Source organism: Nonomuraea deserti, from assembly GCF_004348685.1.
GTDB classification, from domain to species: Bacteria; Actinomycetota; Actinomycetes; order Streptosporangiales; family Streptosporangiaceae; genus Nonomuraea; species Nonomuraea deserti.
Genome location: NZ_SMKO01000221.1, coordinates 1 through 16062, shown reverse-complemented (window position 1 = coordinate 16062; position 16062 = coordinate 1). Strand labels below are relative to the sequence as shown.

Annotated in this window: 17 protein-coding genes; 9 read left to right on the top strand and 8 right to left on the bottom strand. The window is 71.1% G+C overall.

Annotated elements, in window-relative coordinates:
- A partial coding sequence (locus tag E1292_RS43825) for a beta-propeller domain-containing protein (RefSeq protein ID WP_181958397.1) occupies positions 1-966 on the top strand: 966 nt, incomplete at its 5' end.
- A gap of 4 nt (positions 967-970) precedes the next feature.
- On the opposite strand, the gene E1292_RS43820 is transcribed toward E1292_RS43825, so the two are convergent.
- On the bottom strand, positions 971-2704 hold the full coding sequence (locus E1292_RS43820; protein WP_132605535.1) for a glycerol-3-phosphate dehydrogenase/oxidase: 1734 nt from the start codon (positions 2702-2704) through the stop codon (positions 971-973).
- 77 nt (positions 2705-2781) lie between these two features.
- Positions 2782-3552: a DeoR/GlpR family DNA-binding transcription regulator gene (locus E1292_RS43815; RefSeq protein ID WP_132605533.1), complete on the bottom strand. Its 771-nt coding sequence runs from the start codon at positions 3550-3552 to the stop codon at positions 2782-2784.
- 114 nt (positions 3553-3666) lie between these two features.
- On the opposite strand from E1292_RS43815, the gene E1292_RS43810 reads away from it, so the two are divergent.
- From E1292_RS43810 to E1292_RS43795, 4 genes are read left to right on the top strand one after another with little or no spacing between them, the layout of a single operon-like run.
- Positions 3667-4554 (top strand): SIS domain-containing protein, encoded by an 888-nt coding sequence (locus tag E1292_RS43810; RefSeq protein WP_132605531.1) that lies wholly within the window; start codon positions 3667-3669, stop codon positions 4552-4554.
- Positions 4551-5687 (top strand): N-acetylglucosamine-6-phosphate deacetylase, encoded by a 1137-nt coding sequence (nagA, locus tag E1292_RS43805; RefSeq protein ID WP_132605529.1) that lies wholly within the window; start codon positions 4551-4553, stop codon positions 5685-5687. The genes E1292_RS43810 and nagA overlap by 4 nt, the downstream gene beginning before the upstream one ends.
- A complete protein-coding gene (locus tag E1292_RS43800) occupies positions 5684-6667 on the top strand; it encodes a 1-phosphofructokinase family hexose kinase (RefSeq protein WP_132605528.1) in 984 nt (327 codons plus the stop codon). Before nagA ends, E1292_RS43800 begins: the two co-directional genes overlap by 4 nt.
- 13 nt (positions 6668-6680) lie before the next feature.
- A complete protein-coding gene (locus E1292_RS43795; protein WP_132605527.1) occupies positions 6681-7505 on the top strand; it encodes a class II fructose-bisphosphate aldolase in 825 nt (274 codons plus the stop codon).
- Positions 7506-7518: 13 nt separating this feature from the next.
- Here the strand turns inward: E1292_RS43795 and E1292_RS43790 are convergent, their stop codons facing one another.
- The gene (locus tag E1292_RS43790; protein WP_132605526.1) at positions 7519-8304 is read right to left on the bottom strand and encodes a phosphotransferase family protein; all 786 of its coding nucleotides are present in this window, start codon (positions 8302-8304) and stop codon (positions 7519-7521) included.
- 103 nt (positions 8305-8407) lie between these two features.
- Between E1292_RS43790 and E1292_RS43785 the strand changes: the two genes are divergently transcribed.
- Together E1292_RS43785 and E1292_RS43780 are read left to right on the top strand one after the other, a co-directional pair.
- On the top strand, positions 8408-8608 hold the full coding sequence (locus E1292_RS43785) for a hypothetical protein (RefSeq protein WP_132605525.1): 201 nt from the start codon (positions 8408-8410) through the stop codon (positions 8606-8608).
- A 28-nt stretch (positions 8609-8636) separates the two neighbouring features.
- On the top strand, positions 8637-8822 hold the full coding sequence (locus E1292_RS43780) for a hypothetical protein (protein WP_132605524.1): 186 nt from the start codon (positions 8637-8639) through the stop codon (positions 8820-8822).
- A gap of 13 nt (positions 8823-8835) precedes the next feature.
- Here the strand turns inward: E1292_RS43780 and E1292_RS43775 are convergent, their stop codons facing one another.
- The 4 genes from E1292_RS43775 to guaB form a co-directional block, all read right to left on the bottom strand.
- Positions 8836-9993, bottom strand: a complete 1158-nt coding sequence (locus E1292_RS43775; protein ID WP_246090748.1) for an RNA polymerase sigma factor — start codon at positions 9991-9993, stop codon at positions 8836-8838.
- A 54-nt stretch (positions 9994-10047) separates the two neighbouring features.
- A complete protein-coding gene (locus tag E1292_RS43770) occupies positions 10048-10302 on the bottom strand; it encodes a hypothetical protein (RefSeq protein WP_132605522.1) in 255 nt (84 codons plus the stop codon).
- 63 nt (positions 10303-10365) lie between these two features.
- Entirely contained in the window at positions 10366-11487 is a 1122-nt protein-coding gene (locus tag E1292_RS43765) for a GuaB3 family IMP dehydrogenase-related protein (protein ID WP_181958396.1), read from the bottom strand.
- Positions 11488-11491: 4 nt separating this feature from the next.
- Complete coding sequence (guaB, locus tag E1292_RS43760; protein ID WP_132605521.1) at positions 11492-12973, bottom strand: IMP dehydrogenase; 1482 nt, start codon at positions 12971-12973, stop codon at positions 11492-11494.
- Positions 12974-13466: 493 nt separating this feature from the next.
- Between guaB and E1292_RS43755 the strand changes: the two genes are divergently transcribed.
- Both E1292_RS43755 and E1292_RS43750 read left to right on the top strand, forming a co-directional pair.
- A complete protein-coding gene (locus E1292_RS43755) occupies positions 13467-14477 on the top strand; it encodes a helix-turn-helix transcriptional regulator (RefSeq protein ID WP_132605520.1) in 1011 nt (336 codons plus the stop codon).
- Between the two features lie 39 nt (positions 14478-14516).
- The gene (locus E1292_RS43750) at positions 14517-14894 is read left to right on the top strand and encodes a DUF5319 domain-containing protein (RefSeq protein WP_090930411.1); all 378 of its coding nucleotides are present in this window, start codon (positions 14517-14519) and stop codon (positions 14892-14894) included.
- A 109-nt stretch (positions 14895-15003) separates the two neighbouring features.
- On the opposite strand, the gene E1292_RS43745 is transcribed toward E1292_RS43750, so the two are convergent.
- Positions 15004-15639 carry a sigma-70 family RNA polymerase sigma factor gene (locus E1292_RS43745; RefSeq protein WP_132605537.1) on the bottom strand — a complete coding sequence of 212 codons (636 nt, stop codon included), beginning with the start codon at positions 15637-15639 and terminating at the stop codon, positions 15004-15006.
- Positions 15640-16062 lie beyond the last annotated feature (423 nt).

Below are 16062 nucleotides of genomic sequence, written 5' to 3'. Positions count from 1 at the left end.
CCCTCGCAGGGCGTGGCCCCCGCCGAGGAGCCCACCCCCAGCGAACCCGCCGTGACGGCCACCATGACGGAGGTCCCGACGGCCAGGATGACGGTCACGAAGTTGCCCCCCATGCACAACACGCTCCCGCCCGAGGAGACGCAGATCCACCGGTTCGACGTCTCCAAGCCGGGCCCGCCCGCCTACGTGGCCTCGGGGAAGGTGGCGGGCCGCCTGCTGAACCAGTACTCGCTGTCGGAGCACGAAGGCCATCTCCGCGTCGCCACCACGCTCAGCTCCCGCGACGGCCGGGACAGTTCGAGCACCGTCCACGTGCTGGACGCCGCCACCATGGACCAGAAGGGCGAGGTCGGCGGCCTCGGCAGGGGCGAGCGCATCTACTCGGTCAGGTTCATCGGCCCCGTCGGCTACGCGGTCACGTTCAAGCAGGTGGACCCGCTCTACACCCTCGACCTGCGCGACCCGGCGGCGCCCAAGGTGACCGGCGAGCTGAAGATCACCGGCTACTCCGCCTACCTGCACCCGGCCGGCGACGGCCGGCTGATCGGGATCGGCCAGGAGGCGAGCGAGGAGGGCAGGACGCGGGGCACGCAGGTGTCGTTGTTCGACGTCAGCGACCCCGCCGCCCCGCGCAGGCTGTCGCAGCTGTTCCAGAAGGACTCCGGCTCGGAGGCCGAGTGGGACCCGCACGCCTTCCTCTACTGGCCCAGGACCGGCCTCGCGGTGATCCCGCTGACCAGCGCCGACGAGTCGGGCGCGCTCGCGCTGAAGATCGACGACTCGGGCGTGTCGAAGATCGGCATGATCAGGCATCCGGCGCAGCGCCAGGATGACGAACGCCGCTACCGGGCCGGCATCCAGCGCTCGGTGGTCATCGGCGACTCCCTGTGGACGGTCTCCGCCGAGGGCGTGCAGGTCAACGACGCCGCCACGCTGGCCGAGCAGGCGTGGATCCCGATGGGCTGATCGGCTAGGGCTCCGGCGCGACCACGGGGACGATCTCCGGCGCGCCGAGCCTGATCGCGTCGGCCTCCTGGTCGGAGTCCTGCTCCTGGGAGCGGCGCTCGGCCTCCACGCGCTTGGTGAAGTACCCCACCTCCCGCTTGACCTGCTCGCCGTCCCAGCCGAGCGGCTCGGCGAGCAGTTCGGCCGACTCCTGCGCCACGGCCACGCCGCGGTGGAAGGTCTCGATGGAGATGCGCGTACGCCGGGTCAGCACGTCGTTGAGATGCCGGGCGCCCTCGTGCGTGGCGGCGTAGACGATCTCGGCGCGCAGGTAGTCGTCGGCCCCGCTCAGCGGCCTGCCCAGCGACGTGTCATGCTCGATCAGCTCCAGCACCTCGTCGATCAGCGAGCCGTAACGCTGCAGCAGGTGCTCGATCCTGGCCACGTGCAGCCCGGAGGCGTGGGCGATGCGGTGCCGGGAGTTCCACAGCGCCTGGTAGCCCTCCGCGCCGGCCAGCGGGATGCGGTCGGTGCACGAATGGGGCACCCGCTGGTCGAGGCCGTGCGCCACGGCGTCGACCGCGTCACGTGCCATGACCCGGTAGGTCGTGTACTTCCCGCCGGCGATCATCACCAGGCCCGGCACCGGATGGGCGACCACGTGCTCCCTGGACAGCTTGGACGTCTCGTCCGACTCGCCCGACAGCAGCGGGCGCAGCCCCGCGTAGACGCCTTCGACGTCGTCGCGGCTCAGGGGCACGGACAGCACGGCGTTGACGTGGTCGAGCAGGTAGTCGATGTCGGCCCGGGAGGCGGCCGGGTGGCCCTTGTCGAGGGTCCACTCCGTGTCGGTGGTGCCGATGATCCAGTGCCGTCCCCAGGGGATCACGAAGAGCACGGACTTCTCCGTACGCAGGATGATCCCGGTCAGCGACTGGATCCGGTCGCGCGGCACCACGAGGTGGATGCCCTTGGAGGCGCGTACGTGGATCTGGCCCCGGCCGCCGACCAGTTCCTGGATGTCGTCGGTCCACACCCCGGTGGCGTTGACGACCTGCTGGGCGCGGACCTCGAACTCCTCGCCGCTCTCCAGGTCGCGCACCCGTACGCCGGTGACCCGCTCCCCCTCCCGCAGGAACCCCACCACCTGCGCCCGGGGAGCGATGTGGGCGCCGTAGGTGGCCGCGGTGCGCAGCATGGTCATCACGTAGCGGGCGTCGTCGACCTGGGCGTCCCAGTACTGGATGGCGCCCGTGAACGCGCTCCGCTTGAGCGCGGGCGCCAGCCGCAGCGCCCGCGACCTGGACAGGTGCCGGTGCCCGGGCACGCCGCGGGCGCGCCCTGAGGCGAAGCCGAGCGTGTCGTAGAGCGCCACGCCGGCGCCGACGTAGGCCCGCTCCCAGGCGTAGTGGGTCAGCGGGAAGAGGAACGGCACCGGCCTGACGAGGTGCGGCGCGATGTGCTGGAGCAGCAGCGCCCGCTCCTGCAGGGCCTCGCGCACCAGCTCGAAGTTGAGCTGCTCCAGGTAGCGCAGACCACCGTGGATGAGCTTGGAGGAGCGCGACGAGGTGCCCGAGGCGAAGTCACGGGCCTCGACCAGCCCCACGTCGAGCCCGCGGGTGGCGGCGTCGAGAGCCACCCCCGCTCCCACGATGCCCCCGCCGACCACGACCACGTCGAGCTCTCGCGCGGCCATGCGTTCCAGCGCCTCGGCGCGCTCCGCGGGCCCGAGACGGGCCACGGTCCTTCCCGACGCCATATTTCCCCCTGGGATGGCTTTGTCGCCTGCGTCCCGTTCCTACCCGCCCCGACATCACCCTGTAACGCCTGAGCGGGTCAGGCGCGTACGACCTTTACCCCCGCCTCCGTCAGCTCACCGGCCAGATCGTCGGAGAGCTGGGCGTCGGTGACGAGGGTGTCGATCTGTCCGATCGGGCAGATGCGGGAGAACGCCCGCTTGCCCACCTTGGAGGAGTCGGCCACCACGACGACCTGCCCGGCGCGGCTGATCAGCAGGTTGTTGACGCTGGCCTCGCCCTCGTGGTGCGCCGACGCGCCCAGCCCGATGTCCAGCGCGTCGACCCCGAGGAACGCCACGTCCAGCGTCACCTGCTCCAGCACCCCGGTCGCCAGCGGCCCGATGAGCTCGTACGACTGCGGCCTGGCCACGCCGCCGGTCACCACGATCTTGACGTGCTGGCGGACGGTGAGCTCGGCGGCGATGTTGAGCGCGTTGGTGACGACGGTGAAGCCACTCTCCAGCGCGGGCGCCGTGGCGAGCGTGCGGGCCAGCTCGGAGGTGGTGGTGCCGCCGTTGAGCCCCACCACGCCGCCCGGCGTCACGAACTCCGCCGCGGCGGCCGCGATGCGCTGTTTCTCGTCGGCGTGCCGGGCCGTCTTGTAGCGCAGCGGCAGATCGTAGCTCACGCTCTGGGCCACCGCGCCGCCCCGCGTGCGCATGAGCATCTGCTGCTGGGCGAGCTGGTCGAAGTCCCGCCGGATCGTCGCGGTGGAGACGTCGAGCGCCTGCGACGCCTCCTCCACCGACAGCCTGCCCTCCTGGGAGAGCAGCTCGAGGATGGAGTTCCAGCGGTCGTAGCGGGACACGAGGCCTCCCTGATGGACGAGGTCAGGAGCAAGCGTGGCACAACCTGGAGAGCCGGAGCCACCAGTGCCCGTTTATGCTCTTACCTGGTATAAAAAACGCAGAAACAATCAACCATGGGGAGGCACGTGGTGACCAGCCACACCGAGGCCGAGATCGTGTCCCAGCCGTCGTGCTGGCGCCGCGCCGTCGCGGACGTTCCCGCCGGCGCGCTGCCGCGCCGCGGCGAGCGGGTGGCCGTCGTCGGCTGCGGCACGTCATGGTTCATCGCGATGGCGTACGCGGCGCTGCGGGAGCGGGCCGGGCACGGCGAGACCGACGCCTTCGCCGCCTCCGAGGCGCCCTCGGGACGGTCGTACGACCGCGTGCTCGCGCTGACCCGCTCGGGCACCACCACCGAGGTGCTGGAGTTGCTCGCCCGCACCACCACGAAGACCACGGCCATCACCGCCGACCCGGAAACGCCGATCATGCGGGCCGCCGACGAGGTCGTCGTGCTCGACTACGCCGACGAGCGGTCGGTCGTGCAGACCAGGTTCGCCACCACGCAGCTGGCCCTGCTGCGTGCCAGCCTCGGCGAAGACCTCACCCAGGCGATCGAGGACGCCGAGCGGGCCGTGGCCGCGCCGCTCCCCGACGAGCTGGTCAAGGCCGAGCAGTTCAGCTTCCTCGGCGCCGGCTGGACGGTCGGGCTGGCCCAGGAGGCCGCGCTGAAGATGCGCGAGGCGTCCCGCTCGTGGACGGAGGCGTACCCGGCGATGGAATATCGGCACGGCCCGATCAGCATCGCCGGCCCCGGGCGCGTCACCTGGATGCTCGGCACCGCGCCCGCCGGCCTGCGCGCGCAGGTCGAGCAGACAGGCGGCACGTTCTTCGAGAGCGGGCTCGACCCCATGGCCGAGCTGATCCGCGCCCAGCGGGTGGCCGTGGCGCGCGCGTTCGCCCAGCAACTGAACCCCGACGAACCCATGCACCTCACGCGATCTGTGATTCTGTCTCCATGAGCCTTACTCTTGCCGACGCCAGGATCGTGACACCCGGGGGGATCCACGAGGGGTGGCTGACCATCGAAGACGGCCGCATCACGCATGTCGGCCACGGATCCGCCCCCGGCCCCGGCCTGAGCGTGGGCGGCCGGCACGTCGTGCCCGGGTTCGTCGACATCCACAACCACGGCGGCGCGGGCGGCTCCTTCCCGGCCGGCGAGCTCGACCGGGCCCGTGACGCGGTGGCGCTGCACCGGCGCCACGGCACCACCACGACGATGGCCAGCCTGGTCACCGACACCCCCGACAATCTGGTCAGAGCGGCGTCGGCGCTGGCCGAGCTCTGCGACGAAGGGCTCCTGGCCGGCATCCACTTCGAGGGCCCCTACATCTCCAGGGCCCGCTGCGGCGCGCATGACCCCGCGCTGCTGCGCGAGCCCTCGCCGCACGAGTTCGCCGAGCTGGTCAAGGCCGGGCGCGGCCACGTACGCATGATCACCATCGCCCCCGAGCTGCCCGGCGCGCTCGACACGATCCGGCTGGCCGTCTCCGAAGGCGTGATCGCCGCCGTGGGCCACAGCGACGCCGGCTACGACCAGACCATCACCGGCATCGAGGCCGGCGCGAGCGTGGCCACCCACCTCTACAACGCGATGCCGCCGCTCGGCCACCGCGCCCCCGGGCCGATCGCCGCGCTGCTCGACGACGAGCGGGTGACGATCGAGCTGATCAACGACGGCGTGCACGTGCATCCGGCCATGTTGCGGCTGGCGTACGAAGTGGCGGGCCCCGGCCGGACCGCGCTGATCACCGACGCGATGTCGGCCACCGGCCTCGGCGACGGCGACTACGTGCTCGGCTCGATGGCGGTGCGCGTGGACGGCGGCGTGGCCAGGCTCGTCGAGGGCGGTTCGATCGCGGGCTCCACGCTGACCATGGACGTCGCGTTCCGGCGCAGCGTGCGGGAGGTGGGCATGTCGCTGCCCGACGCCGTGCAGGTGGCCTCGCTGACCCCCGCGCGGGTGCTCGGCCTGGCCGACCGGATAGGCTCGATCGCCGTCGGCAAGGCCGCCGACCTGGTGGTATTGTCCGACGCGCTGGAGGTGACCGGGGTGATGAAGGACGGCGTCTGGGTCACGGAGCCCCGATGATCCTCACCGTGACGCTCAATCTCGCGCTCGACGTGACCTACCGGCTCCCCGGGGTCGACTGGGACGGCGTCAACCGGGTCACCGCGGTGCACCGGCGGGCCGGCGGCAAAGGGGTCAACGTGGCCCGCGTGCTGGCAGCGCTGGGCCACGAGGTGCTGGTCACCGGCCTGGCGGGCGGGCCGACGGGGCAGGCGATCGAAGGCGATCTGCGCGCGGCCGGGTTGCCGAGCGCCCTGACGCCCATCGCCGCCGACTCCCGCACCACCCTGGCCGTCACGGAGACACCCGTCCCGGCCACGACGGGCGGCCCGATCGCGCGTGGTCCGGGGGAGCCGGGCCAGGCCGGCGCGGGCGGGGCCGAGACCAGGCGTACGGCGCTGTTCAACGAACCCGGGCCCGAGGTGACCCCCGGCGAGCTGGAGAGCTTCGTGCGGCGCTACGAGCCGCTCGTGGCGGCCGCCGACGCGGTCGTCCTGTCGGGGAGCCTGCCGCGCGGCGTGCCCCTCGACGCGTACGCCACCCTCGCCGCGATCGCGGCCGGCAAGGGCGTGCCCGCGATCGTCGACGCCGACGGCGAGCCGCTGCGCCACGCGCCCGAGGGCCGTCCCTCCGTCGTCAAACCCAACGCGGAAGAGCTGGCCAGGGCGGTGCCCGGCGGCGGCCCCGCCGAGGGCGCCCAGGCGCTGCGCGAGCGGGGGGCCGAGGCCGTGGTGGTGTCGATGGGCTCCGACGGGCTGCTGGCGGTCACCGGGGAGGGAACATTCAGGGCGCGCATGCCGTACACCGTGGGGGGAAACCCGACCGGGGCCGGCGACTCGCTGGTCGCCGGGCTGGCGCTGGGGCTGGTGGAGCGGGCGCCGTGGCCTGACAGGCTGAGGCGGGCGGCGGCGCTGGGCGCGGCGGCCGTGGCCGCGCCCGTGGCCGGTGACTTCGACCCCGACGTGTACGCCGACATCCACCCCAAGATCATCATTACTTGAAGGAGCAAGTGCCATGCCCCTCGCCGCCATCGGCGACATCGTCAGCCAGTCGCCCGCAGGGGTGGGCGCGTTCAACGTGATCCAGCTCGAACACGCCACCGCCATCGTGACCGGCGCGGAGGCGCTGGGGTTGCCGGTCGTGCTGCAGATCAGCGAGAACTGCGTGCGCTACCACGGCGCGCTGGAGCCGGTCGCGCTGGCCGCGCTCGCGGTCGCCCGCCACGCCGAGGTGCCGGTCGCGGTCCACCTCGACCACGCCACCGACAGGGCGCTCGTGGAGGAGGCGGTGGAGCTGGGGCTGGGCTCGGTGATGTACGACGCCTCGGCCCTGCCCGACGAGGAGAACGTCGCCGCCACCGCCGAGGTGGTCGCCTGGTGCCACGAGCGCGGCGTGTGGGTGGAGGCCGAGCTGGGCGAGGTCGGGGGCAAGGACGGCGTGCACGCGCCGGGCGCCCGCACCAAACCCCACGAGGCCGTCGACTACGTGACCAGGACGGGCGTGGACGCGCTGGCCGTCGCGGTGGGCACCTCGCACGCCATGACGTCCAAGGACGCGGTGCTCGACCTGGAGCTCATCGCCGAGCTGCGGGCCGCGGTGCCGGTGCCGCTGGTCCTGCACGGCTCGTCGGGGGTGCCTGACGACGTGCTGCGCGAGGCCGTCGGGAAGGGCATGAAGAAGATCAACATCGCGACCCACCTGAACAAGGCGTTCACCGGCGCCATCCGCGACTACCTGTCCCACGACGAGCGGGTCGTCGACTCCAGGAAATATCTCAAGGCCGGGCGCGACGCGGTGTCCAGGGAGGTCACTCACCTGCTCGGCGTGCTCACGGGCTGAGCGCCGGGCGCTTTCACGCGCCCAGTCCCGCCAGCACCCGCCCGGCCTGCCGGTCCAAGGTGCCGGGCGGGTTGCGGGGGGACTCCAGGGAGTCGTAGGACAGCAGGAACAACCACATGAGGGCGTGCAGCCTGCGGTGCCCGCGCATCCGCCGCTCCTCCTGCGGGCCCAGGCCGAACGCGGACGCGATCTCCACCTCGCCGTCCACCCACATCGACACGTGCTCGGCCACCTCTGCCACCTCGTACGCCACGTCGCTGCGCCCGGAGTCCTCGAAGTCGACCAGGCGGACGCGGGTACCGTCCCAGAGGAAGTTGGCCAGGTTGCCGTCTCCGGCGCCGAACGCGGGCGTGACCCCCGAATCGCCCGGCGACCAGCTCTCCAGCCACCGCAGCCCCTCGTCGACGGCTCTGTCCGCCAGCGGCCCCCTGGGCTGCCAGGCCGCGGCGCGCCGCCTGATCCAGTCCGCGACCGCCGTGTCCGACCACGGGCGCGCGGGAACGTCCCGGAGGACGCCGTACGGGATGGCGGCGTGCAACCGGGCGCGCGCTTCGGCCATGGCGGCGACGTGCTCGGCCCGCACCTCGATCCCGCGCATCGGCAGCCCGTCGATCCTGGTCATCGTGACCGAGCGGCCGTCGAAGGCCACGGGCTCGGGGGCCAGCCCGGGGGCGTGCTCGGCCAGGAGGGTCAGCGCCCGCCATTCGGGCTCGGCCGCGCCCGGCTTGCCGTCCACGTACCGCTTGGTGATGAGATCGCCTTCCTGGACGAGCTCGTGCGTGTTCCGATGATCAGCCATCCCCGCATGCTAGGCGAGCACGCACGTTCGCCTCCCCGTCGACGCGGATCGTTCGGCCGGCACCTCGCGCAGGCGCGTTGACACCACGCGCCTTCCCGAGACCGTGCCCGCTCCCATCCGGGCCCAGACCGGCATCGACGCCCCCAACCAGCGGTTCGACAACGTGATCATGGGCAGGGGCACGTACGAGATCGGCCTGGAGACGGGCACGACCAACCCCTACCCGCCGACACCGTCAAGAGCGTCGACGAGCCGGCCGTCGAGCTGGTGCCGGACGACCCGCTCGGCCTGGTGCGGCGGCTGAAGCAGGAGGACGGGCTCGGCATCTGGCTGTGGGCGGCGGCAACGTGGCCGCCCAACTCCTGCCGGAGATCGACGAGCTGATCGTCACGTGTTACCCGGTGGTCGCGGGAGCGGGCATCCCGGCCTTCCACGGCGATTTCCGGCCGACGACGTTCACCCTGACCGGCACCGAGACGTTCAGCAACGGCACCGTCGTGGCGACCTACACCCGCTGACCCCCGCCGCGGATCACCGGGATGGGGGCCCTCCCGCCTTCCTCCGCAGGAAGTCCCGCTCCACCTCGTTGCCCGCCCGTTCGATCGCCGCCGCGTACGCCTCGGCCGCCTCCGGCTCGCGCCCCAGCCGCCGCAGCAGATCAGCCCGTACGGCATGCAACAGGTGATAGTCGTCCGCCGCCGGCCCCTCCAGCAGTTTCAGCGCCGGCTCCGCACCCTCCACCTCGGCCACGGCGACCGCCCGGTGCACCGCCACGACCGGCCCGGGGTCGAAGGCCACCAGCAGGTCGTAGAGCCGCAGGATCTGCCGCCAGTCGGTGTCCTCGGCGGTCCGCGCGTCGCTGTGCACGGCGTTGACGGCGGCCTGGATCTGATAGGGGCCCGGCCGGTCCCGCTCCAGGCACCACCGCACGATGGCCTGCCCCTCGTCGACGAGCGCGCGGTCCCACGACGTCCGGTCCTGCTCGGGCAGGGGCACCAGCTCGCCGGCCCGCCCCGTACGCGCGGCGCGCCGCGACTCGATCAGCAGCATCAGCGCCAGCAACCCCATGACCTCGGGCTCCTCCGGCATGAGCTCGGCGAGCAACCGCCCCAGCCTGACGGCCTCCGCACAGAGATCGTCCCGGACGAGCCGGTCACCCGAGCTGGCCGTGTACCCCTCGTTGAAGATCAGATAGATCACGGCGAGCACCGCCCGCAGCCGCTCGGGCAGGTCGGCCTCGCGCGGGACCCGGTAAGGGATGCCCGCGTCCCTGATCTTGCGCTTGGCCCGCACGATCCGCTGCGCCATGGTCGGCTCCGGCACCAGGAACGCCCGGGCGATCTCCGGCGTCGTGAGCCCGCCCAGCAGCCGCAGCGTCAGCGCGACCCGGGCGCCGGGCGCGAGCGCGGGATGGCAGCAGGTGAAGATCAGCCGCAGCCGGTCGTCCCGCACGGGGCCCTGCTCCACGGGCTCGCCGGGAACGTTCAGCAGCGCGGCCTGCGCGTGCTTGCCGGACCGCGCCGCTTCCTTGCGCAGCCGGTCGATGGCCCGGTTGCGCGCGGTGGTGATGATCCACCCGGCCGCGCTCGGCGGCGGCCCCGCGGACGGCCACTGCCGCACCGCCACGGTGAAGGCCTCCTGGACCGCCTCCTCGGCGAGGTCGATGTCGCCGAAGGCCCGTACGAGCACGGCGACCGCCCGGCCGTACTCCTCCCGGAAGATCCGCTCAATCTCGGAAATAGCTCACCTCCGGCCGGAGACCTGCCGCTCCATCGTCTCGACCGCGTTCTTCGCGTTCAGCAGCGAAGCCCCGGTGGCCTCACGGTAGATCTTGATCGCCTGGATCGTCTTCCCCTTCCGCAACGCCGCGTAGAAGTCGGGCGGCAGTTGCGGACCCTGGTCAACGGACTCGATCAGCGCGGGGTCGATGCCGAAGTGCCGCTGAAGGTAGGCGATCTGCGTCTCTAGCCGGGCAACTCTCTCTTCAAGGGATTCCATGCCCGAAACACTAACGGCACCGCGGCCCGGCGCGCAGGGCCGCGGTGACGGGATCGGGACAGGTCAGGGATGGGTCGGGGCGACCACGACCTCGACCCGCTGGAACTCCTTGATGTCGGAGTAGCCGGTGGAGGCCATCGTGCGCTTGAGCGCGCCCATGAGGTTCATCGAGCCGTCGGCCACGCTCGACGGCCCGTGCAGGATCTGCTCCAGCGTCCCCACCGTCCCGAACTCGACCCGCCGCCCCCTGGGCAGGTCGGGGTGGTGCGCCTCGGATCCCCAGTGGAACCCGTGGCCGGGCGCCTCCGCGGCGCGGGCCAGCGGCGAACCCACCATCACGGCGTCGGCCCCGCAGGCGATGGCCTTGGCGATGTCGCCCGACGTGCCCATGCCGCCGTCGGCGATCACGTGCACGTAGCGCCCGCCCGACTCGTCCATGTAGTCGCGCCGGGCCGCGGCGACGTCGGAGATCGCGGTGGCCATCGGCACGGCGACACCGAGCACGTTGCGCGTCGTGTGGGAGGCGCCGCCGCCGAAGCCGACCAGCACGCCCGCCGCGCCGGTGCGCATCAGGTGCAGGGCGGCCGTGTGGGTCGCGCAGCCGCCCACGATGACCGGCACGTCGAGCTCGTAGATGAACTGCTTGAGGTTGAGCGGCTCGGCCCGCCCTGACACGTGCTCGGCGGAGACGGTCGTGCCGCGGATGACGAAGATGTCCACGCCCGCGTCGATCACGGTCTTGTGGTATTGGACCGTGCGCTGCGGGGACAGCCGCACGGCGGTCGTCACCCCGGAAGAACGGATCTCCTCGATCCGCCGGCCGATCAGCTCCTCCTGGATCGGCGCCGCGTAGATCTCCTGCAGCCGCTTGGTCGCCGCCGCCGCGTCGAGCGTCGCGCACTCCTCCACCAGCGGCGAGGGGTCTTCGTAGCGGGTCCAGAGCCCTTCGAGGTCGAGCGGGGCCAGCCCGCCCAGCCGCCCGATCGCGATGGCGGTGGCCGGCGAGACCACGCTGTCCATGGGAGCGACCACCACGGGCAACTCGAACCGGTAGGCGTCGATCTGCCAGGCGATCGAGACCTCCTCCGGGTCACGGGTGCGCCGCGAGGGCACCAGGCCGATCTCGTCGAGCGAATAGGCCCGCCGCCCGGTCTTACCCCGGCCGATCTCCACCTGCTGAGTCATGAACTTACCTTCTGTGATAGTTCGGAGCTTCCACCGTCATCTGGATGTCGTGGGGGTGGCTCTCCTTGAGGCCCGCCGCCGTGATCGGCATGAGCTCGCAGTCGGTGTGCATCTGCGAGATCGTGCGGCAGCCGGCGTACCACATGCCCTGGCGCAGCCCGCCGACGAGTTGGTGGGCGACGGCCGCCACCGGGCCGCGATAGGGCACCTGACCCTCGATGCCCTCGGGGATGTACTTGTCCTCGCCGCCGACGTCGGCCTGGGCGTAGCGGTCCTTGCTGAAGGAGGCGCCGCCGCGCTCGCGGTTGCGTACGGCGCCGAGCGAGCCCATGCCGCGGTAGGACTTGAACTGCTTGCCGTTGATGAAGATCAGCTCGCCGGGCGACTCCTCGCATCCCGCGAGCAGCGAGCCCAGCATGACCGTGTCGGCGCCGGCGGCGATCGCCTTGACGATGTCACCGGAATATTGCAGGCCGCCGTCGCCGATCACCGGCACGCCCGCGGGCGCGCACGCCTTGGAGGCTTCGTGGATGGCGGTCACCTGCGGGGCGCCGACGCCGGCGACCACCCGCGTGGTGCAGATGGAGCCGGGGCCCACGCCCACCTTGACCGCGTCGGCGCCCGCGTCGACCAGCATCTGCGCGCCCGCCCTGGTCGCGATGTTGCCGCCGATGACCTCGACCTTGCTGTTGGCCTTGATCTTGGCGATCATCTCGGCCAGGCCCTTGGAATGGCCGTGGGCCACGTCGACCACCACCACGTCGACCCCGGCCTCGATCAGCGCCTTGGCCCTCACCTCCGCGTCACCGCCGACGCCGACGGCCGCCCCCACGATGAGCCGGCCGTCGGCGTCTTTGGTGGAGAGAGGGTATTGCTCGCTCTTGGTGAAGTCTTTGACCGTGATCAGGCCGCGCAGCCTGCCGTCGGCGTCGACGAGGGGCAGCTTTTCGATCTTGTTCTGCCTGAGGAGGGCGAAGGCGTCGTCACGCGACACCCCCACCGGCGCGGTGACCAGCGGCATCTTGGTCATGACCTGGTGCACGGGCCGCGACTGGTCGGTCTCGAAGCGCATGTCGCGGTTGGTCACGATGCCGACCAGCGTGCCCGACACGTCGGTGACGGGCACCCCCGAGATCCGGTAGGTCGCGCACAACCGCTCGACCTCGGCCAGCGTGTCGTCGGGGCTGCACGTCACCGGATTGGTGACCATGCCGGCCTCGGACCGCTTGACCAGATCGGCCTGCTGGGCCTGCTCGTCGACCGACAGGTTGCGGTGCAGGATGCCGATGCCGCCCTGCCGCGCCATGGCGACCGCCATGCGGGCCTCGGTGACGGTGTCCATGGCCGCGGAGACCAGCGGGATGGACAGCGTGACGCCGCGGGACAGGCGAGACCTGGTGTCGGCGTCACCTGGTTGGAGGTCGGAATATCCGGGCACCAGCAGCACGTCATCGAAGGTCAGACCCATCTCGGTGAACTTGGACATGCTGCGGCCCCCTCCTGCCGATGCGCTGATGAGCCAAGTCTAGGGCCTGCCTCCAAAAGCGCACTCACGGCCTCGGGCCCCGGCGCCGGAGAAGATTTTCCGGGCTCACGGCGCAGCGCTGGAGAAGACAGCGGGTCGACGCCGGGAGCACGATGACCCCCACGGCCCGTCGTACTCCCGGCATCTCACAGCGCTGGGGGAAGGGACGGTCGGTGACCCGCCCTGTCCCCCAGCCACCGGCATCCAGGCGTGGCGGCGCGTACGCACCACCGAACCCCCCTCCGCGTCCTGATGGGCGGCGCAGCCACGCCTGCTTTCGGGATGCCGACGCTAGGTAAAGCCTGGGTCACTCACCGGCACATCGCAAGGTGAAAACGTGCAATTGCACGAAGTTGCACGCCTCCCCCAGCCAGTCGGCGGAACGAGCGGACACGGGCGCACTGCGGCGTTATTCTCGCGGCACGCCCGTGTCCCCCCTACGGAGCCGCCCGCGATGCGCAATGAGCCGAGAGCCGCGTCAGATCCCTACGAGACGCTGGGCCTCGACCCTGCCCAGAGGGCGCTCTACTCGACGGTGCTGCGCCTGCACAGGGCCACCCGCACCGACCTCGCGCAGGCCATCGACGGGCCCGTCGAGAAGGTCACCCGCCAGCTCGACGACCTGGTCAAGCTGGGTGTGGTGGACGAACGGTCGGGCGAATACCTGGCCCGCCACCCCGCGGCGGCGCTCGGGCGGGTGATCGCCGAGCGGCTCGAACGGCTGGCCGAGGAGAGCCGGATGATCGACTCGGCGCTCGCCTCCATCCGGGGTTTGATCCACGACTACGACGCCGGCCGCGACTACCAGAGCGGGCCTTTCACGGTGGAGATGTTGAACGGGGCCGACGTCCTGTTCGAGAGCGTGGTCGGCATGGCCGTGCAGTCACCGCCGCTGGAATTGCACACAGCAATCCCGGACGAACGCACAATGAGCGATTTTGCTCGTAAATTTGCGGATCCATGGATTGATGCGCAACAACGAAATCTTCTAGCCGTTCATCTGGTCCTGCCGGTCTCCACCCTGGCGCTCCCGGGCGTACGCGATCTGCTGACCCGCCTGGTCGAGGCCGGCGGCAACGTGCGCACGCTGGATCGCGTGCCGAGCTGGTTCATGGCCGCCGGTGCCGACGTGGCCGGCCTGCCCGCGTTGTGGGGCGGCAACCTGCCCGACCACGCCTACCACTTCTACCTCGTACGCACGCCGATCGTCGTGGGCACGCTCCGCGCCCTCTTCAGCGAGCTGTGGGGCCGCGCCACGCCCCTGCCGTGGGGGCGCGGGATCGACGGGATGGCCCAGGTGCTGCGCCTGGCCGCCCAGGGCATGTGCGACGAGTCGATAGCCCGCCAGCTCGGAATCTCGGTCAGGACGGTACGGGCCAGGTTCGCCGGCGCCATGGCCGAATTGGGCGCCCAATCACGCTTCCAAGCAGGCGTGGAAGCCGCCAGGCGCGGATGGCTGAGGTAATATCCACCGCTCGGGCCGCATCGGTCATATGGTGGGAAGGTGCTGGAAGACGTCCCCCGCGACCCGTTCGCGGACGACCCTAACGACCCTTCCTCGGCGATGGGCGCCCTAGACGACGCCGAGCCACTCACCGCGGCCGAACGCGACGAGGCCATCACCGACCTCGCCGACGTCGAGGTCTTCCGTTCCCTGCTCGAACCGCAGGGAGTGCTGGGCCTCGTGCTCGACTGCCCCGAATGCGGCGAGCAGCACTTCTTCGACTGGGAGCTGCTGCGCGGCAACCTGCGACAGATGATCGAGAAAGGCCAGCCACAGGTCCACGAGCCGGCCTTCCACCCCGACCCGGCCGACTACGTCAGCTGGGAATACGCCCGAGGCTATGTCGATGGTGTCATCGACACGGAGGAGCGCCGCTGATCCACGTCGTCGAGCAGCACGGCCAGCAACCGTGCGGCCGGATCGCCCGAGTCAGGCATCTCTCCACGACCGAGCGCGTCGAGCAGCGCGTCGGTCTCGTCCTCTGGGGTCAAGCCGACTCCAGCTCGGCCATCTGCCGCAACCTGGCCAGCGCCCGATGCTGGGCGACGCGGACCGCACCCGGTGACATGCCGAGTACATTACCGGTCTCCTCCGCGGAAAGCCCCGACACCACCCGCAGCAGCAGCAACTCCCGCTGGTTCTCCGGCAGCCTGGCCAGCAGCCTGCGCGCGTGCTCCACCTCGATGTAGCGGACCACCGTCTCCTCGGGCCCGGGCCCGTCGTCAGGCCCGTCGGGCAGGTCCTGGGTCGGAACGGCCGAGCGCACGGAGCTCCGCAGCGCGTCGGCCACTTTGTGCGAGGCGATCCCGAACACGAAGGAGGCGAACGGCCGCCCCATGTCGCGGTAGCGCGGCAGCGCGGACAGGACCGCGATGCACACCTCCTGGGCGACGTCATCGGCAATGTGATATTGCCCTGAAACCCTGCCCAGCCTGGCACGGCAATACCGCACCACCATCGGACGCAACTCGCGCAGCAGAGATTCGATCGCACTGCGATCTCCCTGCACGGCGAGGCTCGTCAGTTCCCTAAGGTCGGAGTCATCCGTCCGTGCCGGAAGTCTCGACGCGAGCCTTACCCCAATTTTGGCGTCGGCGACGCTTCCCTCGCTCACGATAGGCATGATGCCCGCACTGATCCGGCCTGTCGTCATGGCGAACGGCTACGGATTGGTCACATTGAAGCGACGATAACTATCAGTAATCAAATGGGCACACTACGGCGAAACGGCTGACATAATGTTTCATCCCATAACCGGGAATGCACGACATTTGTCAGACAGCCGACGCTTATCGCCCTCTCCCGGTTTACTGCAATATTCCACCTTTTCCCCCACTTCTCCCCAAAACACTGCGCCTTCCCGCGCCGCCCGACCCGCCCCCGGCCCATGCCGAACGGACGGGGACGAAGCCCATCACGGCCCGCACCAGGCGGACATGGCAACGCCACCGCAGGTCCACACCGTGTTTCGCCGGGTCCGCCAACAGTGCTGAACCCCACGCTCCACCACGAGCGACCGCCACCCGCCATGGCCGCTGCACCCGGC